At 46.9% G+C, this 22,810-nt stretch carries 19 protein-coding genes; 13 read left to right on the top strand and 6 right to left on the bottom strand.

Annotated elements, in window-relative coordinates:
- The first annotated feature begins 24 nt into the window (after window positions 1-24).
- The 10 genes from KTG12_RS10680 (at window position 25) to KTG12_RS10635 (ending at window position 9,997) form a co-directional block, all read left to right on the top strand.
- Window positions 25-1,050 (top strand): efflux RND transporter periplasmic adaptor subunit, encoded by a 1,026-nt coding sequence (locus KTG12_RS10680; protein ID WP_005641164.1) that lies wholly within the window; start codon window positions 25-27, stop codon window positions 1,048-1,050.
- Between the two features lie 12 nt (window positions 1,051-1,062).
- Window positions 1,063-4,191, top strand: a complete 3,129-nt coding sequence (locus KTG12_RS10675; protein ID WP_046451997.1) for an efflux RND transporter permease subunit — start codon at window positions 1,063-1,065, stop codon at window positions 4,189-4,191.
- A 23-nt stretch (window positions 4,192-4,214) separates the two neighbouring features.
- Window positions 4,215-4,508, top strand: coding sequence for a PG0541 family transporter-associated protein (locus KTG12_RS10670; protein ID WP_005641168.1), 294 nt, complete (start codon window positions 4,215-4,217; stop codon window positions 4,506-4,508).
- A gap of 7 nt (window positions 4,509-4,515) precedes the next feature.
- The gene (locus KTG12_RS10665; RefSeq protein ID WP_022322393.1) at window positions 4,516-5,217 is read left to right on the top strand and encodes a response regulator transcription factor; all 702 of its coding nucleotides are present in this window, start codon (window positions 4,516-4,518) and stop codon (window positions 5,215-5,217) included.
- Window positions 5,207-5,968, top strand: coding sequence for a DUF1295 domain-containing protein (locus KTG12_RS10660; RefSeq protein ID WP_005641171.1), 762 nt, complete (start codon window positions 5,207-5,209; stop codon window positions 5,966-5,968). Before KTG12_RS10665 ends, KTG12_RS10660 begins: the two co-directional genes overlap by 11 nt.
- 20 nt (window positions 5,969-5,988) lie before the next feature.
- Window positions 5,989-7,215, top strand: coding sequence for an NADH:flavin oxidoreductase (locus tag KTG12_RS10655; protein ID WP_155143878.1), 1,227 nt, complete (start codon window positions 5,989-5,991; stop codon window positions 7,213-7,215).
- Window positions 7,215-8,066: an SDR family oxidoreductase gene (locus KTG12_RS10650; RefSeq protein ID WP_138272955.1), complete on the top strand. Its 852-nt coding sequence runs from the start codon at window positions 7,215-7,217 to the stop codon at window positions 8,064-8,066. The genes KTG12_RS10655 and KTG12_RS10650 overlap by 1 nt, the downstream gene beginning before the upstream one ends.
- 237 nt (window positions 8,067-8,303) lie before the next feature.
- Window positions 8,304-8,888: a 50S ribosomal protein L25/general stress protein Ctc gene (locus KTG12_RS10645; protein WP_005641179.1), complete on the top strand. Its 585-nt coding sequence runs from the start codon at window positions 8,304-8,306 to the stop codon at window positions 8,886-8,888.
- An 86-nt stretch (window positions 8,889-8,974) separates the two neighbouring features.
- Complete coding sequence (gene pth, locus KTG12_RS10640; RefSeq protein WP_005641182.1) at window positions 8,975-9,538, top strand: aminoacyl-tRNA hydrolase; 564 nt, start codon at window positions 8,975-8,977, stop codon at window positions 9,536-9,538.
- Between the two features lie 24 nt (window positions 9,539-9,562).
- A complete protein-coding gene (locus KTG12_RS10635; RefSeq protein WP_005641185.1) occupies window positions 9,563-9,997 on the top strand; it encodes an RNA-binding S4 domain-containing protein in 435 nt (144 codons plus the stop codon).
- Window positions 9,998-10,007: 10 nt separating this feature from the next.
- On the opposite strand, the gene KTG12_RS10630 is transcribed toward KTG12_RS10635, so the two are convergent.
- From KTG12_RS10630 to KTG12_RS10620, 3 genes are all read right to left on the bottom strand, one after another.
- Window positions 10,008-10,253 (bottom strand): hypothetical protein, encoded by a 246-nt coding sequence (locus tag KTG12_RS10630; protein ID WP_022322239.1) that lies wholly within the window; start codon window positions 10,251-10,253, stop codon window positions 10,008-10,010.
- Window positions 10,254-10,344: 91 nt separating this feature from the next.
- Window positions 10,345-11,328, bottom strand: a complete 984-nt coding sequence (locus tag KTG12_RS10625; protein ID WP_005641190.1) for a TlpA disulfide reductase family protein — start codon at window positions 11,326-11,328, stop codon at window positions 10,345-10,347.
- Between the two features lie 18 nt (window positions 11,329-11,346).
- Window positions 11,347-12,120: an EFR1 family ferrodoxin gene (locus KTG12_RS10620; protein WP_155143876.1), complete on the bottom strand. Its 774-nt coding sequence runs from the start codon at window positions 12,118-12,120 to the stop codon at window positions 11,347-11,349.
- A 213-nt stretch (window positions 12,121-12,333) separates the two neighbouring features.
- Here KTG12_RS10620 and KTG12_RS10615 point away from each other — a divergent pair, with 213 nt between their 5' ends.
- The 3 genes from KTG12_RS10615 (at window position 12,334) to KTG12_RS10605 (ending at window position 17,584) form a co-directional block, all read left to right on the top strand.
- The gene (locus KTG12_RS10615; RefSeq protein WP_155143872.1) at window positions 12,334-13,878 is read left to right on the top strand and encodes a M28 family metallopeptidase; all 1,545 of its coding nucleotides are present in this window, start codon (window positions 12,334-12,336) and stop codon (window positions 13,876-13,878) included.
- Between the two features lie 133 nt (window positions 13,879-14,011).
- On the top strand, window positions 14,012-15,625 hold the full coding sequence (locus KTG12_RS10610; protein ID WP_046451992.1) for an ABC-F family ATP-binding cassette domain-containing protein: 1,614 nt from the start codon (window positions 14,012-14,014) through the stop codon (window positions 15,623-15,625).
- Between the two features lie 81 nt (window positions 15,626-15,706).
- Window positions 15,707-17,584, top strand: a complete 1,878-nt coding sequence (locus KTG12_RS10605) for an LTA synthase family protein (RefSeq protein ID WP_138273285.1) — start codon at window positions 15,707-15,709, stop codon at window positions 17,582-17,584.
- Window positions 17,585-17,660: 76 nt separating this feature from the next.
- Here KTG12_RS10605 and KTG12_RS10600 read toward each other — a convergent pair whose 3' ends face one another.
- The 3 genes from KTG12_RS10600 to KTG12_RS10590 are packed head-to-tail and all read right to left on the bottom strand — an operon-like array spanning window position 17,661 to window position 22,625.
- On the bottom strand, window positions 17,661-18,137 hold the full coding sequence (locus KTG12_RS10600; RefSeq protein WP_005641198.1) for a toxin-antitoxin system YwqK family antitoxin: 477 nt from the start codon (window positions 18,135-18,137) through the stop codon (window positions 17,661-17,663).
- Window positions 18,138-18,141: 4 nt separating this feature from the next.
- Complete coding sequence (locus KTG12_RS10595) at window positions 18,142-19,782, bottom strand: Ig-like domain-containing protein (RefSeq protein ID WP_155143870.1); 1,641 nt, start codon at window positions 19,780-19,782, stop codon at window positions 18,142-18,144.
- 44 nt (window positions 19,783-19,826) lie between these two features.
- A complete protein-coding gene (locus KTG12_RS10590; RefSeq protein WP_138273289.1) occupies window positions 19,827-22,625 on the bottom strand; it encodes a TonB-dependent receptor in 2,799 nt (932 codons plus the stop codon).
- Between the last annotated feature and the right edge of the window lie 185 nt (window positions 22,626-22,810).

Raw genomic sequence — 22,810 nt, 5'->3', positions numbered from 1 at the left:
GACATTGAATAAAAATATCACAAAATGGAAACAAATAAAAGACAACACTTTATATCACTCTTCATTTTATCTTTGTTGCTATCCTGTTCAGGGGAAAAGAAAGATTCGGCACAAACGGAAACCGTCAGCAACAAAGCCATTGTGAGAATAGAAACTGTTTCCGCACAAGATGTGGAGCAGATCAGTGAATTTACAGCAACAGTAGAAGCCAATATTTCGAATAACATCGCCCCACAAAACCCAGTGCGCATAGAGAAACTGTTTGCAGAAGTCGGCGATCATGTAAAAGCAGGTCAACTCTTGGTCAAGATGGATGAGACAAACCTCAAACAGACAAAAATACAATTGGATAACCAGGAACTGGAGTTCAAACGTATTGATGAACTGTACAAAGTAGGCGGTGCTTCCAAATCAGCCTGGGATGCACAGAAAACACAATTAGACGTAAGCCGTGCGACCTACAAGAATTTGCAGGAAAACACACAGTTATTGAGTCCGATCACCGGTATCGTCACTGCCCGCAACTATGATAGCGGCGATATGTATAGCGGAGGTTCGCCGATCTTCACCGTAGAACAGATTCGTCCGGTCAAACTGTTGATCAACGTATCCGAAAGTCTTTTCACGAAAGTAAAAAAGGGAAAAGATGTCGACATCCGGTTAGATGTATACGGAGACGAAGTTTTCAAAGGAAAAGTCAGCCTGGTTTACCCGACTATCGATCCGAATACACGCACATTCCCTGTCGAAATCAAAATCGACAACAATGACGAACGTGTCCGTCCGGGGATGTTCGCCCGCGTGACGATCGGTTTCGGAACACAAAACCATGTGGTCGCTCCGGATCTCGCCATCGTAAAACAGTCCGGTGCAGGAGACCGCTATATATATGTATACAAAGACGGTAAAGTTTACTACGAGAAAGTGGAGTTAGGACGCCGTATGGGAAACAAATATGAAGTCATTTCAGGGGTAAACAGTGGCGACCAGGTTGTAATATCCGGTCAAAGCCGCCTAAACAACGGAATGGAAGTAGAAATCGAAAAGTAAGAGACAAACACTATGAGCTTATATGCAACAGCGGTAAAAAAGCCGGTTACGACTGCCCTTGTCTTTGTGGCAATCGTGATCTTCGGTCTTTTTTCATTAACCAGATTATCAGTGGACCTGCTGCCAGAGATCGAGACAAACACGATCATGGTCATGACCTCCTATGCCGGCGCCAGCGCTGCGGATATCGAAATGAACGTCTCCAAACCGTTGGAGAACGTGCTGAACAGTGTCAGCGACCTGAAACACATCACGTCACAGTCACGTGAAAACATTTCAATCATCACACTAGAATTCGACTATGGTACGGATATCGATGTGGCGACAAACGACGTGCGCGATAAACTGGACGTTGCCGAGCCAATGCTGCCGGATGATGTGGACAATCCCATTATCTTCAAATTCGGGACGAACGATATACCGATTATCATCCTTTCGGTTACGGCGGAAGAGAGCACGAACGCCCTATACAAGATTCTGGACGATAAGGTATCGAACCCGCTTGCACGTATCAGCGGTGTAGGAGCGGTTTCCATTTCCGGTACGCCGGCACGTGAAATACAAGTCTATTGTGATCCGTACAAACTGGAAGCATACGGAGTTTCAATCGAAGGAATATCCGCTATCATCGCACAGGAAAACAGGAACACTCCAGGCGGCAGCGTGGATATCGGTTCCAACGCCTATGCGCTCCGTGTACAAGGTGAATTTACGGATGCGCATCAGATGGACGATCTTGTGATCGGTCATAAAGATAACAAGACTATCTATCTGCGTGATGTTGCCCGCATTGAAGACAGCATCGAAGAGCGTGCCCAAGAGACTTACAATAACGGTAAAAAAGGCGGCATGATCGTTATCCAAAAACAATCGGGAGCCAACTCGGTGAACATAGCCAAGAAGGTTCATCAGAAGTTGCCGGAAATTCAAAAAAGCCTTCCTTCAGATGTCAAGTTAGGGGTAATCATGGATACCTCCACTAACATTTTGAATACAATCGACAGTCTGAAAGAAACCATTTTCATCACCTTCATTATCGTTATGTTAGTGGTGTTCGTATTCCTCGGACGATGGAGAGCAACGTTTATCATTATTCTGACCATTCCGATCTCGTTGATAGCCTCGTTCGCTTACTTGCTTGCATCCGGCAATACACTGAATATTATCTCGCTGAGTTCACTCTCTATTGCTATCGGTATGGTTGTGGATGACGCGATTGTGGTGCTGGAAAACATTACTACCCATATCGAAAGAGGTAGTGCCCCAAAACAAGCGGCCGTACATGCTACAAACGAAGTGGCCATCTCTGTAATCGCCTCAACCCTGACCATGTTGGCCGTGTTCCTGCCCCTGACAATGGTGACAGGTATGGCGGGTATTCTGTTCAAACAGTTGGGGTGGATCGTCAGTATCATCATGATCGTTTCGACAGTCGGTGCTTTGACCCTGACTCCGATGTTGAGTTCTCTACTACTCAGGCAGAATCCTAAAAAAGGCCGCTTGTACACCTTGTTCTTCACACCGATCGAAAAGGCATTGGATGCGCTGGACCGTGGCTATTCCAGTTTTCTTTATTGGGCAGTACGCCACCGGAAAACGGTCATATTCGGTGCGACTTTGATCTTTGCGGGAAGTATGCTATTGGTTCCAACTATCAAGACGGAATTCTTCCCGACTCAGGATAACGCACAGATCAGTGTTCACATCGAGTTACCGGTCGGAACCCGCCAAGATATCACCCGTAAGCTGGCGCTTGAAATCGACGAACTGTTCCGACAGAAATATCCGGAAATAAAAACCAGTAACTTCACTGAGGGACAAGCCGATTCCGATAATACCTGGGCTCAATTGAGTAATAACGGAACACATATTATCGACTATTACATCAATATGCTGAGTGTCGGCGATCGTGAACGCGGTATGGTTGAAATCTGTGAAGAGATGCGTAAGGACCTGGCAAAATATCCGGAGATCAAGACCTTCAAGGTGATCGAAGGCGGACAGGAAGAAGGTATGGGCGGACAGAACGCTGTCGACATCGAGATTTATGGTTTCGATTTCGGCCGGACCGATGCCGTAGCCGCCGAACTGGCCGAAAGGATGCGTAAGGTAAAAGGTTGTTCACAAGTCAACATCAGCCGTGAGGACTACATACCCGAATATCAAGTTGATTTCGACCGGGAAAAGCTGGCGATCAACGGATTGAATATCACAACGGCTGCTATGGCTTTGCGTAACCGTATCAACGGCTCTACCGCTTCCAAATATCGCGAAGACGGTGACGAGTATGATATAAAAGTACGCTACGCACCAGAATTCCGTCAGTCGGTTGAAGACATCGAGAATATCCTGGTTTATAACAATGCCGGTCAGGGAATCCGTATCCGCGACCTGGGTAAAGTAGTAGAACGAATGACGCCTCCGACCATTGAACGCAAAGACCGTGAACGTGTCATCACCGTATCGGCAGTAGTCGGAAAAGGTGCAGCCATGAGCGATATCGTAACAGCTGCCCGGAATCAACTGAAGGAAATGGATATACCTTCGGATGTCAGCTGGCAGTTAGGAGGAACGTACGAAGACCAGATGGACACCTTCTTCGACCTGACAATCCTGATGGTCCTGATCATCATTTTGGTATTTATCGTAATGGCCGCTCAGTTCGAATCGCTGACAGACCCGTTCGTAATCATGTTCTCCATTCCTTTCGCCTTCACCGGTATAATTTTGGGACTGGCAATCACACAGACCCCATTGGGCGTTATGGCATTGATCGGCCTGATTATGCTGATGGGGATCGTTGTTAAGAACGGTATCGTGCTGATCGACTACACGATCCTCTGCCGGGAAAGAGGAATGGGAATCCTAACCGCAGTAGTGACTGCCGGAAAATCCCGCCTCCGCCCTGTATTGATGACCACTTTGACTACCGTATTGGGTATGATCCCGATGGCTGTCGGAACAGGCGAAGGCTCGGAAATGTGGCGTTCGATGGGTATGACGGTTGCATGGGGACTTTCGGTGTCAACATTGATCACCCTGATAATCGTACCGGTCGTATACAGTGTATTTGCCGGAAACGGAGTCCGGCGCAGACGCCGCAAGATCGCAAAAAATGGAATATCTTCTAAAAAAGAATAAATAATAATTAGGAATAAGTTAATATGAAAGCTATATTTGTATCATTTAATCAAGCATATTACGAAATGATCCTGAATGTGATGGACCGAAACAATATCCGGGGCTTCACATACTGGAACGAAGTACAGGGACGTGGAAGTAAGACCGGCGAGCCCCATTATGGAAGTCATGCCTGGCCGACACTGAACTCGGCAATCCTGGCAATGGTCGATGACGAAAAAGTCGACCATTTCCTGGAGATACTTCATCAGATGGATCAGAAGACGGAAGCGCAAGGATTACGTGCTTTTGTCTGGAACATCGAAAAAACAATTTAATAACATAATGAACGATCTTTTTAACATTCTCATTTTCAGCAAAGACTATAATCAGGGAGTTGTCATCCAGGACTATATAAAAGCTATTGGATACAACTCACAAGTATTCGACCAGGAAGAAGCGGCATATGAGGGATTCCTTTCCAGAAATTTCACACTCTGTATTATCAACCACGATATAGACACGAAAGAAACACGGACATTGGCAGCCATGATCAAAAGTTCGGAAAATATCATCCCTGTCGTTTTCTTGTGTGAACATCCGACGAGAGAAGAAATAGCATTGCTGTTTTCGTTCCATGCAGACGATGTGATACGCAAACCTCTTGACACAGATATCTTACAAGCCCGGATTAAAGCAGTACAAAGCCGTTACCAGCCCCAACGCAAGAAAGAGGTCAGGACTTATATTTTCGGAAAATTCAAATTCGACTTGCAAAAACAGATCTTGTCCATAGAAGGCAAAACAACCAAGCTGACAACCAAAGAGGCCGATTTGCTTACGTTGCTGTGCCAACACGCAAACAATATGGTAGACAGGATGCACGCCCTGCAGATCATATGGAGAAGCGATAACTATTTCAGCGCCCGCAGCATGGATGTTTATATCACCAAATTACGCAAACTATTGCAAGATGATCCTACCATCAAAATAATAAACGTTCACGGAAAAGGTTATAAATTATCAACACGCGAAAATGACAACTGAACATTTCACCTTATTTCTAATTGTTATGGCAGCTATCGCCGCCATAGTCTTCATAGCCCTTTATTTCGTCGAAGCCGGTTATGGAATGTTGTTCGATAAAAAATGGGGACTTCCGATACCGAACAAGATTGCTTGGATTTGCATGGAAGCGCCGGTTTTTATCGTCATGTTTTTGTTATGGAACGGATCGGAACGACAGTTCGAGACAGTACCGTTCCTGATATTCTTATTCTTCGAACTGCATTATTTCCAACGATCTTTTATTTTTCCTCTGTTGATAAAAGGCAAAAGTAAAATGCCGGCAGGCATCATGCTTATGGGAATCACCTTTAACCTCCTGAACGGTTATATGCAGGGAGAATGGATTTTCTACTTAGCACCGCAGGATATGTATACGAAAAGCTGGCTGCACAGCCCTCAATTTATAGTCGGGACAATCTTGTTCTTCACCGGCATGGCAATCAATATCCAGTCAGACCATATTGTCCGCCACCTCAGAAAGCCTGGCGACACGAACCATTATCTGCCTAAAAAAGGCCTGTTCAAATATGTGACATCAGCCAACTACTTTGGCGAAATCGTGGAATGGTGCGGATTTGCAATCCTGACCTGGAGTGCAAGCGGAGCTGTTTTCGCTTGGTGGACATTTGCAAACCTTGTACCTCGCGCAAACACCATCTATCATAAATACAAAGCGATGTTTGGTAACGAACTGGAAAACCGTAAACGGGTTATTCCTTTTATATATTGAATGATTAACTCATAATAGATATGGAAAAAGAATCTATACTGTTCACTCCCGGTAAAATCGGGCCGTTGACCCTGAGAAACCGGACGATACGGGCGGCTGCATTTGAAAGCATGTGCCCAGGAAACGCGCCTTCCGACATGTTATATGACTACCATAAATCGGTTGCCTCCGGCGGGATCGGTATGACGACTTTGGCCTATGCGGCTGTTACGCAAAGCGGACTTTCTTTCGAACGTCAGCTCTGGATGCGCCCAGATATCATCCCCGGATTAAAACACATCACCGATGCCATCCACAAAGAAGGGGCGGCTGCCTCCGTACAACTCGGACATTGCGGAAACATGTCTCACAAAAACATCTGCGGGTGCAGGCCTATCTCCGCATCCAGCGGTTTCAATATCTATTCCCCTACCCTTGTCCGTGGAATGAAACCTTCCGAAATCACAGCTATGGCAAAAGCGTTCGGACAAGCAGTTCATCTGGCGCGCGAAGCCGGAATGGATGCAGTGGAAATACATGCCGGTCACGGCTATCTGATCAGCCAGTTTCTTTCTCCCTATACCAATCATCGGAAAGACGAATATGGCGGTAGCTTGCAAAACCGGATGCGCTTTATGAAAATGTGCATGGACGAAGTGATGAAAGCTGCCGGTCAGGATATGGCAGTGTTGGTAAAGATGAATATACGCGACGGCTTCAAAGGAGGAATGGAGCTTGATGAGACACTTGAAGTGGCTCGTACCCTGCAGAACGAATGCGGGGCACACGCTTTGATCCTTAGCGGTGGCTTCGTCAGCCGTGCCCCGATGTATGTGATGCGGGGTTCCATGCCGATTCATACGATGACGCATTATATGCCTTTCGGCTGGCTACCGCTCGGAGTCAAAATGGCAGGACGGTTCATGATCCCGTCTGAGCCGTTCAAAGAGGCTTACTTCCTGGAAGATGCCCTAAAATTCAGGGCGGCATTGAAAATGCCACTTGTCTATGTAGGCGGTCTGATCTCACGCGAGAAGATAGACGAGGTCTTGAACGACGGTTTCGAATTCGTGAGTATGGCACGTGCCTTGCTGAACGATCCGTCATTCGTAAACAAGATGAAGGAAGACAAACATGCCCGTTGTGACTGCGGACATAGCAACTATTGCATCGCCCGCATGTATTCCATCGAAATGGCATGCCACAAACATATTCAGAACTTGCCCAAAAGCATTGTCAAAGAAATAGAGAAATTAGAATATAAGTAATGGAAAAAGGATTAGCCATCATAACCGGTGCCGACGGAGGCATGGGACAAGTAATCACGGCAGCCCTCGCAAAAGAAGGCTATCCGGTGATTATGGCTTGCCTCGATCCGGAAAAAGCAGCCTCCCTATGTAACCGGATCCAGCAAGAAACCGGTAACACCCAGATAGAAGTGCGAAGAATCGATCTCGCTTCCCTTTCATCCGTAAACAATTTCACCGGTCAATTATTAAAAGAAGGACGTCCCGTCAGCCGCTTGATGAACAATGCCGGCATCCTGACAACTCCGGTACGCAAAACAGAAGACGGGCTGGAAACAATCGTAAGCGTCAATTATGTGGCTCCCTACATGCTCACCCGCCAGTTATTACCATTAATGCAACCAGGATGCCGTATTGTAAATACAGTGTCCTGCACGTATGCCATCGGCCGGATCGAACCGGACTTCTTTGAAAAAGGAAGGAACGGACGCTTTTTCCGCATTCCAGTATATAGCAATACCAAACTGGCGTTGTTATTATTCACCCAAGAACTTGCCGAACGACTGCAAAACCAAGGCATTACCATAAATGCCTCAGACCCAGGAATCGTCAGTACGAACATGATCACGATGCAAGCCTGGTTCGACCCGCTTACCGATATCTTGTTCCGCCCCTTTATCAAAACACCGGTCCAAGGCGCGGCGACCGCCATCCATCTGGCTCTTTCGGATGAGGCGAAAGATAGAAACGGTTGTTGCTATGCCAATTGCAAAAAGAGGAATGTGTCAGAACGCATCCGGCATCATGCACAGCAAAAACAACTTTGGGACGATACGGAAATCTTGCTCCGGCAAAAAGGAATCCGGTTCTGAACCGGCATGCACTTTTAGTTTCATACCGATGAAACTCCTATTCCATGCCTATGAAACTTCCGTTCCATGCCGAGGGAATTTCAGTTTCATGCCTATGAAACTGAAAATTCATGCAGACAAGATTTTGCAGATATAAATATAAATCGTACCTTTGCACCGCTTTTAACCCCCGTACGTGTGATGGGAAATTAGAAAGCATAAACATCTAATTTTGAGTAACACAAAAATTAAAACAAAATGAAGACATTTCAATTAGAAGGAAAGTCAAGAGAAGTAGCCGCTACTTCTGCAGACCAGAAGAGAGCTTTGAAAGCTATGCGTAAAAACAACGAAATTCCTGCTGTACTGTACGGCGGCGAAAAAGTATCTCATTTCACCATCACAAAAGACAGTGTTCGTAACTTGGTTTACAGCCCTGAAATTTTTGTTGTTGAACTGACGATTGACGGCAAGAAGACAATGGCTATCGTTAAAGATATCCAGTTCCAGCCTGTAACCGACGCTATCCTGCACATGGACTTCTTGGAAGTGTCAGAAAACAAACCGGTAGTAATGGAAGTTCCGGTTGTTCTGGAAGGTCACGCCGAAGGTGTTAAAGCCGGTGGTAAACTGAACTTGCAGATGAGAAAGTTGAAGGTAAAAGCCCTTTACACAGCAATTCCTGAGAAATTGTTTATCAATGTCGATCACCTGGGATTAGGCAAGACTATGCAGGTTGGTGCATTACACTTCGAAGGCCTTGAACTGATGAACGCCAAGAACGCTGTTGTTTGCGCCGTTCAGTTGACTCGTGCCGCTCGTGGTGCTCAGGCTAAGGCATAATAAAATTATTATTCCTAAATAATGTAAGGGGAGAATATTCAACAGAGTATTCTTCCCTTTGTTATATACTAAAAAACAACATAACAATGAAATATCTGATAACAGGACTTGGAAATATCGGTTCCGAATATTTAGGAACCCGCCATAACATCGGATTCCGCGTTGTAAATGCATTGGTAGAAGATGCCGGAGTTCCTTTCACGGAAGAACGTTACGGTGCAATCGCACGGATGCGTATCAAGAACTGTGAGTTGATCATACTGAAGCCGAACACATTCATGAACTTGAGCGGCAATGCCGTCCGCTACTGGTTGCAGAAAGAAAACATTCCGGTAGAGAATCTGTTAGTCATAGTGGACGATCTGGCACTCCCCTTCGGGACACTCCGCCTGAAACCGAAAGGCAGCGATGCCGGACACAACGGATTGAAAAACATCCAACAGTTGTTAGGCACACAAGAATACAGCCGCCTTCGTTTCGGTATCGGCAGTAATTTCCCTCGTGGAGGACAGATCAACTATGTGCTTGGCAAGTTCCCACCGGAAGAGCTCCAGGAAATGCCGGAAAAGATAAAACGGGCGGTAGAAATCATCAAAAGCTTCTGCCTGGCCGGCGTACAGAATACAATGAACCAATACAATAATAAATAAATAATAGTTCCTTGTCTACAGTTTATGAATGAAGTCCGTATAGACAAATGGATGTGGGCCACCCGCATATTCAAGACACGTACCATAGCAGCCGAGGCTTGCAAGAAAAACAGGGTGATGATAAACGGAGTCAATGTAAAACCTTCCCGTATGATCAAAGTCGGAGAAGTGATTCAGGTACGAAAGCCACCTATCACCTTTTCCTTCAAGGTACTCGATTTAACAGAACGCCGTATGGGAGCCAAACTGGTGCCTGATTATCTGGAAAACGTCACTACTCCCGACCAATACGAAATATTGGAAATGAACCGCATATCCGGATTCGTAGACCGTGCACGCGGCTTAGGCCGTCCGACCAAGAAAGACCGTCGCGAACTGGAGCAGTTTACCGATCTGGGGATGATGAACGATGGATTTGATTTCGAGTTTGACTTCGAGGATCCGGAAGACGAAGAGTAAACTCGTTTTTTCACAGCAAGGGCCGTAACTCCTTTTCAAATATTTGCCTGCTGATTATACGATAATGCGGCGAATAGGATTCTTCGAAAACCTTGCTGTGATGTTCCACATATTCTCCCCTATCCAAACGGTCTTCTATTTCTTTGCGATGAGCATCGTAATCCGGCAAGGAAAGTTCCATAGAACGGATAATAGACTCAATCCGCTGCCATTCTTTTTGCCAATCGGCAACTGTAATAGGACGGACACTGTTCACGCTCCGCTTTTTCGAAATCCTTCTTTTCTGTCGCCGAAAGACAGAGACAGAAAAGAAGGAACAAAGTCTGAAAACCGTACTTCCACATCGTTTATTTGATTACTTCTTTCAGTTTTTTGTGCAAATCCTCGCCAGTTATGTTTTTAGCGACAATCACTCCATCAGGATCCAGCAGGACATTGGCCGGAATACCACGAACCCCGTAAAGAGCCGGAATTTCCGAATCCCAATATTTCAAATCGGAAAGATGTGTCCAAGCCAGATTATCGTCGGCAATCGCTTTCATCCACTTGCTTTTATCCTTATCCAGGGAAATCCCCACAATCGTAAAGTTTTTATCTTTATATTCATTAAACGCCTTTACCACATTCGGATTCTCGCGACGACAAGGAGGACACCAGGATGCCCAGAAATCCAACAGTACATATTTACCTCTGAAATCAGAAAGCGAAACAGATACTCCCGCCGTATCTGGCAACGAAAATTCAGGAGCCACCTTCCCTATCTGCACATTTTCCAACTGCTTGATAATACCATCCAAATCTTTTACATACGGGCAACCGGCCAGTTCGGAAGAAATCTTGGCACGAGTCGCTTTCAGTTCATCCAGCGGCAACTGGTAAGTAAAGTAACGATACAGATAAAAAGCGGCGGCAGGCGAAGCCGGATACTTGGTGATCAGACTGTCTATGTCATACCCTTCTTCAAAAACCTTCTCGGCATTCTCCTGAAAGATTGTATTGACAGGAGAATTACGGACCGTAATCGTTTCGCCGTCATTACTTATCCTCACATCCATATTCGTATTTTCGACAAAGAACTGAACCGGATAATTCATATCTTCTGTTGCCAGACCAAACAATAAAGGCTGATCCACTTCTCCCTTAAAAGTAAATTTTCCCTCTTTTAATTCTGCCGTATCGACATCAAAAAACATCTTATTCCGGAAGGACTTGAGATAGACTTTCCCTTCCGTCCTGCCGGTCACTTCTCCATTTATCACATAACCTTTCGGTGCTTCCTGGCAACTCGCCAACATCAGGGCCACCAGGGCTGTCGCTACTAATCGTTTCATTTTTATCTGTTTCGTTTATTATTTAATCTCAGGGTGATGATATCGCCCTTTTTTCAGCGTTCCCTTTCCATATTCGATCGCACGAACCGGACAGCGGTGGATGCAAGCGACACACTGCACACAGGTATCCGTCCAAACAGGCTTCCCTGCCTGCATGCTGATCGTTCCGGTCGGACAAATCCGTTCACATAACCCACAGGAAATACAAGCATCCGTCACCCGGAAAGAATTACTTCCGATAGCCAGATGGGCAAAAAGAGGATAAATCCAGTAGCTTTTCAAACCGGGCATGCTTCCTGTATGATACAAAGCGTCCTGCCCATGCTCCCGGATCGCTTCGATAATCTCGGCCACACGTGCCGGGGCATCCTGCAGTTTCCGTTCCTCCACATCTTTGTCGTCCACATCGAAACCAGGCAGCAAGATATAGTTGTTCGGCATAATGACAGAGTATGCTGCCGTTAGCGATATCGCTCTTTTTTCCAAAGCTTTCCCGATCAGTCGATCTGTATATCCGCATTCATCTCCACAGGTAGAAATGGAATAGACCGATTGTCCAGTATATCCGTTTAAAGTCAGACGAGAGATAAAACGGGTCACAGACACCGCCGGTCCCCAGGAATGCACAGGATAGACAAACAATATCTTTTCATCCGGACGAACCGGATAGCCCCAACCATCCTTTTCCTTATGCAGTTCTTCTGCAATTGAAACCAACTGTTCTCCCAGCGCCTCACTCAGAGCCTTTGCCACCCAAAGAGAGTTTCCAGTTCCAGTAAAGTAAAATATCATATTCCTATTTCTGTTTCAAATACAAAAGTAAGTATAATCTAAGAATACACCTCGCATTTACCTTATTAAGAAACCTAAACGGCAACGTGATGAAGATAACAATGGGACCTTACACACGTTGTCATTCCTGCCTGAAGCCTACTTTTACCTTTACGGAGATTTGGAGCAGACACTTTTTATATCTTAATTTGCATTACCATAAAAACACACAATATGAAACGGACTTTACTTATTTGGGCTTCGATGGCTTGCATGACTGTTCATTCGGTCACGGCACAGGACGCAGCTGTAAACAAAATCATCGAAATCGGTCAAACGGATAATCAAGTGATGGATCATTTAGATGTACTCACCAACCGCATCGGCGGCCGTGTGATCGGCTCGAACGCATACGATAATGCAGTTGAATGGGTTGCCTCGAAATTTACGGAATGGGGACTGGAAGTAGAACTACAAGAGGCCGGCACGCTGCCGGTTGGCTTCAACCGAGGACCGTGGTTCGGCAAACTGTTGGGAGAAAACGGGATGGAACTGCATTTCGTCACTCCCTCCTACACCGCCGGAACAAAGGGTGTACAACGCGGACATGTCTTACAGGAACCGCTTACCCAAAGCGAGTTCGACCGCATGAAAGGACAACTAAAAGGGGCGTGGGTGCTGATCAACGGGAAGAATGTCGGCTGGCCGGTCGACCGTTCCGCCAAAGGCGACTCCATCCGTGCTGCCACCATTGCCGAAAACAACGAAACGGCCAAAAAGAACCGCCAGATCATGGAGGATAACTGGCGCAACAATACCAACACCCCGCTACTGCCATTGAAAGAGGATGTCCCGGCCTTGTTCTACAAACAGATGTGCGAAGCCGGCGTATTGGGTTTTATCCAATCGGCCACCGTCCCTTTGCGTGCCCTCTATGACAAGGCAATCATACACGATCCGACTTTCACGTTTGACAACCTGCCGGACGTCTGCGACATCAAGTTAGACGAACACCAGTATGCGGCCATCAAGCAAATGGTAAAGGAACGCCGCACCTTCTTCCTTGAGTTCGATATCCGTAACCATTTTCGTATGGGACCGGTAAAATACTATAATGTGATCGGTAAGATCAAAGGCTGTAAATATCCGGACGAGTATGTGATGGCGAGTGGTCATCTGGATGCGTTCGACGTGGCGACAGGTGGCGTGGACTGCGGTTCCGGCGTTACTCCGGTGATGGAAGCGGCCCGCATGATCATGAAATCCGGTGCGAAGCCTAAACGGACGATGTTATTCTGTGCTTTTGCTGGCGAAGAATTCGGATTGTTAGGTTCTACAGCCTGGGTGAAAGCCAATAAAGATAAGTTAGATAAAATCTCCAACTTGTTCAACCGCGACGGAGGCCCGACACCTCCCGTCGGACTCAATGTTCCGAAAGCGATGTATCAGGACTTCGTGAAGATATGCGCGCCCGTCAAGAAGATCCATCCCGACTATCCGTTCGAAGTGAAAGAAGCCGGCCCATTCACCAAACCTGCCAAACCTGCCGGTACGGATGCATCCGTTTTTGCTGTCGAAGCAGTCCCGGCCATCGCCTTCAACGAAAAGGACATCAAAGGATACAACTTCAACTACGGTGAGATCTGGCACACCGAACGCGACACTTACAGCAAAAGCATCCCGGAATATCAGGAACATGCCGCTACAGTAATGGCGATCGTGACGCTGGGAGTAGCCAACTTGGAGCATCTGCTGTCAAGAGAAGGATTGTATAAATAAAACTTCAGAAAGGAATAACAAACCCATAGCTTTACAGAAGCTAACCCTATGCGTTAGTATCCATAAAGCTATGGGTTTGCGATATTTTTCGTACCTTTGCCCATTCAAAAGCAAATTAATAGGTATATAAGATATGATAACGGTTAACAATCTGGACGTACAGTTCGGAAAACGTATCCTGTTTCAGGATGTCAATATGAAGTTCACGCCGGGCAACTGCTACGGTATCATCGGGGCTAACGGCGCCGGTAAATCAACATTCCTCCGTGTTATCAGCAAACAGCTGGATCCTACACGCGGAACAGTGTCTTTAGGACCGGGTGAACGCCTTTCCGTATTGAGTCAGGACCACTTCGCATTTGATGAATACACCGTAATGGACACAGTGTTGATGGGACACACCACCCTTTGGGAGGTGATGAGCGAGAAAAACGCCCTGTATGCAAAACCTGATTTCAGCGATGCCGACGGTATCCGCGTATCGGAACTGGAAGAGAAGTTCGCCGAGATGGAAGGCTGGAATGCCGAAAGTGATGCCGCCGCCCTCTTGAGCGGCTTGGGTATCGCGGAAGAATTCCACTACACGCTGATGAAGGACATGAGCGGTAAGCAGAAAGTACGTGTCCTGCTGGCACGCGCCCTCTTCGGACAGCCTGATAACCTGTTGCTGGACGAGCCGACCAACGACCTCGACCTTGAAACCGTCATGTGGCTTGAAAACTATCTGGCGAACTTCGAACACACCGTGTTGGTTGTCAGCCACGACCGTCACTTCCTCGACTCTGTCTGTACGCATACGGTAGATATCGACTTCGGTAAACTGCAGATGTTCGCCGGAAACTATAGCTTCTGGTACGAATCCAGCCAGTTAGCACTCCGCCAGCAGCAGAACCAGAATAAGAAAGCGGAAGAAAAGAAGAAAGAATTGGAAGAGTTCATCCGCCGTTTCAGTGCCAACGTAGCGAAGTCTAAACAGACAACCAGCCGCAAGAAGATGTTGGAGAAACTGAACATCGAAGAGATCAAGCCTTCTTCACGACGCTATCCGGGTATCCTGTTCACGCCCAACCGCGAACCGGGCAACCAGATATTGGAAGTAAAGGGGCTGACAAAGTCCATCGACGGGAAAGTCCTTTTCCAGGACCTCAACTTCAACGTGGAGAAAGACGACAAGATCGTATTTATCAGTCACGACCCGCGTGCGATGACCGCCCTTTTCCAAATCATCAACGGAGAAGAAAAGGCCGATGCCGGAACGTACCAATGGGGACAAACCATCACGACGACCTATCTGCCGCTCGACAACTCCAAGTATTTCAACTCGGATTATAACCTGATCGACTGGCTGAGCCAGTTCTCGCCCGACACGAACGAGGTCTTCCTGAAAGGCTTCCTCGGACGTATGCTGTTTTCCGGCGAAGAGCTGTTGAAGAAAGTGAGTGTACTTTCCGGAGGTGAAAAGATGCGTTGTATGATCTCCCGCATGATGTTGACGGATGCCAACTGTATCATCCTCGACACGCCGACCAACCATCTGGATTTGGAATCCATCCAAGCGTTCAACAACACATTGCAGTCATTCAAAGGAAACATCCTGTTCTCCAGCCATGACCACGAGTTCATCCAGACGGTTGCCAACCGCATCATCGAGCTGACTCCGAACGGCATCATCGACCGTATAATGGAATACGACGATTATATTACCGATCCGATGGTTGCCGAGCTGAGAGAAAAGCTTTATAAATAAACAAGCATCGATAACTTTCCAGAAAAAGAACCAGATATGTGGATGACATATCTGGTTCTTTTTCCGATACCTTCCCTGTATATGAAAAAAAGAATCCTCTTTCTCCTTGCCCTATATTTCATGTGGTTACCGCTACTGGCAATCCAGAAGCCTGTGTTTATGCTGTACCACCATGCCTTAGCGAGCGGATGTTCGCTAATCGATTACCTTAAGGTAATTACACACGGGTTACTGTTGGACTGTACGATAGCCGGCTATCTGACGGCGTTACCTTTGCTGATGACGTTAGTTTCGGTATGGTTGCCGGGGTCTTTTTACAGGAAACTGCTGAAAGGATATTTCGGAATCATGGCGGTATTGATCGCAGCGATCTTTTCCGTGGATGTGGCTTTATACGGCTACTGGGGATTCAGGCTGGATGCGACTCTTTTCTTCTATCTTCAATCACCCGGCGATGCGATGGCAAGTGTACCGCTGGGGCAATTCTTTGCCCAATTGCTGATGTTCGCCGTATATGCTTTCGGGATATATTGGGTGTTGAAGAGGTTTATCGTTCCGCTCTTCCCAGAAACACAGGTGAGAAAACGATTGGGCGGAAGCCTTATCATTATCCTGTCAGGAGGGATACTCTTCATTCCGATACGAGGAGGCGTAACGACTTCGACGGCGAACGTGGGGATGGTATATTTCAGCCAAAACCAATTCCTCAACCATTCGGCAATCAATCCTTGTTTCAGCCTGATCGCTTCACTTAGCAAGCAACAGGATTTTGCGGCACAGTTCAATTTTTTCCCGGAAGAGGAAAGGAAGGAGGTAATGGATACTTTGTCTCCGCACTCGACGCGGGGACACAAAGGGACGAATCCCGCAGATGCAGATTTACAGCAAAAGCCTCTGCAATCCCTTCTCAATACCTCACGACCGAATATATTGATTATCCTGATGGAAAGTTTCTCGGCAAACGCGATCGGAGCGGTCGGCGGAGATTCCATCATCACGCCTAACCTGAACCGATTGAGTCGGGAAGGAGTACTTTTCACAAACATGTATGCCAATTCGTTCCGGACAGACAGAGGAATCGTTTCGGTGTTAAACGGATATTTGGCACAGCCGACCACTTCCATCATGAAGTATCCGGCAAAAAGCCAAACACTCCCCTCTATCGCCAAAACTCTGACAAACGAAGGATATGTTGCCGACATGCTGTACGGAGGCGATATCAACTTTACCAATATGCAGAGTTATTTCTTCAGTTCCGGTTACAGCCGGATCACGGCAGACCGTGACTTTCCGCTCACCAGCCGCTTGAGTAAATGGGGAGCGAACGACGATGTGACATTTCGCCACCTGTACGAAGACATCAAAAACCGGGACAACCAAGCTCCCTGGCTCAGCACTTTCCTGACATTAAGCAGCCATGAACCGTTTGAAGTTCCCTACCACCGGTTGGACGAAATGGGGCTGTATCCGAACTCGGTTGCTTTCACGGACAGTTGTATCGGCAACTTCATAGACAAATTGAAAGAATTGCCTGTATGGAAAAATACGCTGGTTATTTTCGTTTCCGACCACGGATATCCTTATCCGAAAGATGTGGTCAACTATGAACCTCGCCGCTACCATATTCCGATGCTTTGGGTCGGCGGTGCGGTGAAAGAACCTGTCGTGATTGACAAATTAGCCAATCAGACGGATCTTGCCGCCACCCTATTGAACCAGTTAGGGATTGATCACGACACTTTCACTTTCAGCCGGAACATCCTAAGTCCCGATTATCCGGAATATGCATTCTATACTTATTCTAACGGATTCGGGTTTATCGACAGCACCGGTATATCCGTCTATGACAACGAAGGGAACAAACCTCTGATCGAAGCCCCCCGAAAAGGCAGTGACTTGCGACTCCGCAAAGGAAAGGCACTCTTGCAAACCTTGTATGACGATTTAGGGAACCGATAGCCTTTTTATTGCATTCTGCATAAGTTTTGCAGGAATACTGCAATGCCTACGCAGAATGCAATGGTGATCCCCACGCTTACTCCTCTTGCTTCTCTTCCGTCAACAGCTTGCCATCATCATCCCAAGTACGCCAAATGCCGCTTTTCCTTCCTTTAGCATAAAACATTTCGAAACGAAGAATGCCTTTATCGTTCCACACCCGCCAAGGTCCGTCTTTTTGCCCATCTTTATAGGAAGCAATACCGGTCAGTTGCCCGGCTTCGTTATAAGTACGCCATTCTCCATGAAAAATGCCGTGATAATAAGAACGGACTTCCGCAATCTTTCCATCAGGATAGTAAATCACATAAGTTCCTTCGGGACGGCCGTCTTTGAGGAAAAGCTCCATCTTCAACATACCATCATCGTAAAACTCGGTATAGCGGCCAGTGTAAGGAGTTGTTTGAGACTCGTCCGTATAATACTGACCTTCACTAAGGAACAAGTCCTGCGCCTGGATTGCCAGGGCAGAACTCGCCAATAATGTTGATGTCAATAATAATCTCTTTATCATCTTTTTAATATTCAGTGTTCTGAGGATCCCAGTTCGTCCAACCGGCTGTCCAATCGTTTGTTCCATCAAAAGCTCCTTTGTAAGTTACTTTTTCAAAGAAGCTGTTATTCAAGACTTCATCAACAAATTCGGCTCCTTGTACGGCAGAAGCAACGACAGAAGAATAGTCACCGTCTTTTGAAATAATTTCGTTGGTGGTTGCCAAAGTAGTATTGTTACCAGCGCGGTTGAAGAAGTTCTCGCTTACCTTTTCGTCATCGTAGAAGTTCTTCCACATACCGGCAAAGATTACATTCTTAACGGCGATACCATCATTTGCCGTACCTTTCTTATCCGTTGCACGAAGTCCGTAAGGCCATCCCGTGAATACGGAGTTGTAGACATTCAAACTCGAATTACGGCGCAGGTGCATGGCAGCCTGGAATTTACCTCCTTTGGCTCCATTAGCGGCATCGGCTGTCTTTGCTTCAACCTCGGCTTGTGTCATATCAGAAACCTTTCCATAGAACGGACCGATCAAAGTCACGTTGGAGAAGACAGGCTTCGTAAGCGGGGTATTGGAAGAACCACTTGCATCATTATCGGATTCGAAGCCGTTAGAGTCGGAAGTATCAGCGATGTCCTTGTCACGCACACTCAACAGAAACTGCAAGTTACCCGTATAGCCGTAATCGGTATCGAAATCATCGTCCCAACCTTTGTAAGCAACCAAATGCTTAGCATTGACCGTTCCACCGAACCATTCATACGAATCGTCATTAGAATAAGACACCTGTACGAACTCCACTTCCGTACCACTACCGACACCACCGAATGTCAGACCGTTGATCTCCTTGTCGGGTTCCAAAGGATAGCCAGCAAATTCAATACGGACATATTTCAACTTACCAGAGCTTTCACCATTAAATTCATCGGAGGTCGTGTTACCATATTCCGTTCCGGGTCCACCCTCGATAACCGGTCTTTTTGTCTGGTTTACACGAGCATTACCGCAGATAATCAAACCTCCCCAGTCTCCCGTCGCACGCTTGCCCGGTTCTTTATCGGAAGTAAAGACGATCGGTTTGTCAACCGTACCTTCAGCCATGATCTTCGCACCCGGTTCGATAATCAAAGAGGCAGCCTTTTCACCGGAAGAAACAGATATACCCTTGATGACCGTTCCTGCTTCGATTGTCAACGTAACACCCGGTTTTACATAAACAAAGCCTTTCATATAGTTTTTATCTGCAGCATTCAGCGTAAGATCGGAAGTTATCTCTCCCTCCAAGATCACTTCTTTGGAAGACGGAGCATCATTAGAAACAGTCACAGCACAAGTTGCCGTCTTATTGCCATCTTTTGTCGTAGCGGTGATCGTAGCAGTACCCTCGGTAACCCCTGTCACCTTACCGGCATCTACTGTTGCCACCTTTTCATCGGAGGAACTCCATGTTATCGTTTTATCCGTTGCATCGTCCGGAGTAATGGTGGCAGACAATGTCACGGACTCGCCAACCTTGACAGTTGCAGTCGTAGGACTTACGGCAACAGCCGATACAGCTATAGAGCCATCAGGCTTGTCATCATCACTACAAGATACAGTTCCAAACATAACGGCCAACGCACATACAGAGGCCAAACCTTTCAATAGAAATCTGTTCATAATAAAAACATTTTGTTTGTAATAGAGATATATTCTAATTCACTTTAAAACTTGAGGGAAACACCGACATTAATATCCACTCCCGGACGGTAGCTGCGTACCAGCTGTTCACGTTCACGCTTGCCGCCGTTCTGGTCCGTCAACTTCACGAACTGTTTGTATTCGATTTTAGAGTTCAGCATATCCTGAATCCCAGCTTTGATCTCGACAGCTTTACCGATCTTCTTCGAAAAAGTCAAATCCAGGGAATTACGAGGCATCTCATATATGTCGGGAATATCTTCATTCTGATCCTGCATCGGGACACCGACCGACTCGATGCGCTTCCCGATACGGTTGTAAAGTAGCGAAGCGGAGATTCCCTTGTCATCGTGCTGATAAAACAGACCGGCATTCACCAGATAAGGAGATTGCCCCGCCAATGGCCGGTCACGTTCAGGCGCTCCTTCCTCAAAGCGGACACGGCTATGGATATAGGCGGCATTACAGACCAAGCTCAACCCTCTTAATCCGATAAAGTCAAGGCTTTTCTTCATATCCAACTCAATGCCGAACGTCTCGGCATTCTTCGCATTGTGATAGGTATATTGCAAACCGGAACCCGCCTCGTTATAAGTTTCCTCGATCGGATCCTTGAACCGTTTGTAGAATGCACCGATTGTTATCATCTCGCCGGATGCCGGATAGAATTCATAACGCACCTCCAGATTGTCCGCATAAGCATTCTTCAATTCGGTATTACCGACAATATTCGCATCCCGCTCGAAATTAAAATATACATATGGTACTACCTCACGGAACTCCGGCCGGTTGACCGAACGGCCGTAAGCAGCACGCACAAGGTGTTTCGCAGACAGGTTGTAAGAGATATTGACGGAAGGGAAAAAATCGCTCGTCCGGTTATCCAAGTGAACAGGAGTCGTACCGTCTGAACTGTAACCATCCATTTTAAGGTTATAATATTCCATACGGACACCGATATTGGCATTCAGCGCCTCCCCGTAGTTCAACTTGGCAGAGACATAAGCGGATCCCAAAATATTTTCGGAAGTATAGGAGTCACTGTTCGTCGTCGTCTCACGCATCCATATCCGGTCTGCCGAAATGTTCTCATCACAGAACAGCCCCGTATAATCCCAATCGGCATATCGGTCATACCCTTTACCTAACAGATTGTAACCGAATCGGCGAGCATCGAACGTACGACTCTTATATTCTCCATAGACACCACCGTCAAGAACAGGGGCGAACTTGTCGGATACAGTGAACTTATGTTCATAATTGGCAGCGAGCGAAATACCGTGATCCTTCAAGTCCTGGTAATAGCGCATCGGATCGGAGACGTAATAATTCGGTAAGTCCGTCTTCGTCTCGTCGAGGATGGAATTGACGATCTTGCGGTCCGGTTCCCGATAGGCAGCAAAAGCATAGCCGGCAGTCCAGTCCACTTTGTTGATATCCTCCTGTAACGTATGCGTGCCGCCAAGCTGCCCTGAATAGGTCGTACGTCCGGTATAAAGGGATTCCCACTTGCGGATCGCCTTGTCAGAATAATAGTTCATCCCCTCCCTCTGTGTCAGGGCGGAAACACCACGCTGGCTGAAAAAGTTACGAAACTCGTATTTATGATCGCCTTTCATAAACGACCAGTTGAACAAGGCTCCTAACTTGGAAGTATTCTTATAGCGGACATCGTTGTACTCAAAGCGCGGACGTGAGAGATCGTTCGCCACATCATAGGCGATATAGTTGTTATTCACCGTCTCCGAATAATCGTAGCCGGTACTCCAGTTCACATTCGCGATATTCCCGATCTTCCAGTCGCCCGCATCGAAGGAGCGGTGTGAAGTGAGCGAAATCTTTTGGTCCGGAATAGCCGTGAACCTGCTGATTCCCCACCTCTGGTTGATCCGCCGTGTAAAGGCAGCGGCTTCCTCTGTCGAATAATCCCCTAAATGAGAAGGGAAAGAAGAGGGCAAACTCCGCACCCCGGCCCCAAATCCGAGATAGTCCTTCCAACTCCCGTCCGTCAGCTGGAAACTCCGGAAAGTAGCATTCGTATTAAATCCCATCTGGTAAGATACGTTGAAGGTATTCCCGTCCGGTATATTCTTGGTCATCACTTGCACGAAACCACCGGAGAAATCGGCCGGCAGCTCGGCAGACGGACTCTTATAGACCATCATATTGTCGATCAGCGAAGAAGGAAGCACATCGAACGAGAATGCCCGGCTGTCCGTCTCGCTCGAAGGAGTGGTCGCCTCGTTCAGCCATACATTATTATATCGTTGCGCCAACCCCCGGACCACCACAAAACGGTCATCCACGATCGTAAGCCCCGGAATACGGCGCAACACCTCGGCGGCATCACTGTCCTGTGTCTTGCCGATCTGTTGGGCTGAAATACCGCTTACGACCGGCAGGCTTTTCCGTACCGTATTGATAATGGCGGTTTCCGTTCCCAACTTTCGTTGTGCCACGACCACCACATTCTGAAGTTGCAGGTCGGCATCGGACAGTTCGATTCTCAGCACCGACTCCTGATGGGCTTTCACCACGACATCACGAATGGTTTCCGATTTATAAGAGACATAAGAAGCGACAATCGTATATTTTCCCGGTTTGACATTCTCTATACGGAAGTTTCCCTCCACGTCGGCAATGGCCCCCACCGTAGTCCCTTCGATCACGACCGAAGCACCGATCAACGCATCTTTGAATTTGGCATCCGACACCGTTCCGCAAATAACGCCTGTCTGCGCCCAGGCAGACAACGAAAGAAAACTCCCCAACAACAAAAGAAAAAACCTCTTCACATTGCCTGTTTCACACTTGTTTCCCATTCCTTATTACTTGTTACATTTATTTGCCGGCAAAAGTAGAAGGGACGTATTGCAAGAAGATGTAAACAGAATTACATTGTAAAAACGATTATTACAATCCGTTGACAACAAAAAGAAAGCAACCATTTGACAAAGCGACCACCCATAGCTGATTTTACGAGAAAAAAGGCTGCTAAGAAACTATT

Source organism: Parabacteroides sp. MSK.9.14, assembly GCF_019041495.1.
GTDB lineage: Bacteria > Bacteroidota > Bacteroidia > Bacteroidales > Tannerellaceae > Parabacteroides > Parabacteroides merdae.
This window is presented reverse-complemented; position numbering and strand designations above follow the sequence as displayed.

What these genes read in the sequence shown, in the direction of transcription:
- KTG12_RS10590 (WP_138273289.1), bottom strand. Translation starts at nt 22,625, where the DNA reads ATGGGAAACAAGTGTGAAACAGGCAATGTGAAGAGGTTTTTTCTTTTG.
- KTG12_RS10600 (WP_005641198.1), bottom strand. Translation starts at nt 18,137, where the DNA reads ATGATAAAGAGATTATTATTGACATCAACATTATTGGCGAGTTCTGCC.
- KTG12_RS10675 (WP_046451997.1), top strand. Translation starts at nt 1,063, where the DNA reads ATGAGCTTATATGCAACAGCGGTAAAAAAGCCGGTTACGACTGCCCTT.
- KTG12_RS10665 (WP_022322393.1), top strand. Translation starts at nt 4,516, where the DNA reads ATGAACGATCTTTTTAACATTCTCATTTTCAGCAAAGACTATAATCAG.
- KTG12_RS10605 (WP_138273285.1), top strand. Translation starts at nt 15,707, where the DNA reads ATGAAAAAAAGAATCCTCTTTCTCCTTGCCCTATATTTCATGTGGTTA.
- KTG12_RS10595 (WP_155143870.1), bottom strand. Translation starts at nt 19,782, where the DNA reads ATGAACAGATTTCTATTGAAAGGTTTGGCCTCTGTATGTGCGTTGGCC.
- KTG12_RS10620 (WP_155143876.1), bottom strand. Translation starts at nt 12,120, where the DNA reads ATGATATTTTACTTTACTGGAACTGGAAACTCTCTTTGGGTGGCAAAG.
- KTG12_RS10610 (WP_046451992.1), top strand. Translation starts at nt 14,012, where the DNA reads ATGATAACGGTTAACAATCTGGACGTACAGTTCGGAAAACGTATCCTG.
- pth (WP_005641182.1), top strand. Translation starts at nt 8,975, where the DNA reads ATGAAATATCTGATAACAGGACTTGGAAATATCGGTTCCGAATATTTA.
- KTG12_RS10625 (WP_005641190.1), bottom strand. Translation starts at nt 11,328, where the DNA reads ATGAAACGATTAGTAGCGACAGCCCTGGTGGCCCTGATGTTGGCGAGT.
- KTG12_RS10635 (WP_005641185.1), top strand. Translation starts at nt 9,563, where the DNA reads ATGAATGAAGTCCGTATAGACAAATGGATGTGGGCCACCCGCATATTC.
- KTG12_RS10670 (WP_005641168.1), top strand. Translation starts at nt 4,215, where the DNA reads ATGAAAGCTATATTTGTATCATTTAATCAAGCATATTACGAAATGATC.
- KTG12_RS10660 (WP_005641171.1), top strand. Translation starts at nt 5,207, where the DNA reads ATGACAACTGAACATTTCACCTTATTTCTAATTGTTATGGCAGCTATC.
- KTG12_RS10615 (WP_155143872.1), top strand. Translation starts at nt 12,334, where the DNA reads ATGAAACGGACTTTACTTATTTGGGCTTCGATGGCTTGCATGACTGTT.
- KTG12_RS10680 (WP_005641164.1), top strand. Translation starts at nt 25, where the DNA reads ATGGAAACAAATAAAAGACAACACTTTATATCACTCTTCATTTTATCT.
- KTG12_RS10645 (WP_005641179.1), top strand. Translation starts at nt 8,304, where the DNA reads ATGAAGACATTTCAATTAGAAGGAAAGTCAAGAGAAGTAGCCGCTACT.
- KTG12_RS10655 (WP_155143878.1), top strand. Translation starts at nt 5,989, where the DNA reads ATGGAAAAAGAATCTATACTGTTCACTCCCGGTAAAATCGGGCCGTTG.
- KTG12_RS10650 (WP_138272955.1), top strand. Translation starts at nt 7,215, where the DNA reads ATGGAAAAAGGATTAGCCATCATAACCGGTGCCGACGGAGGCATGGGA.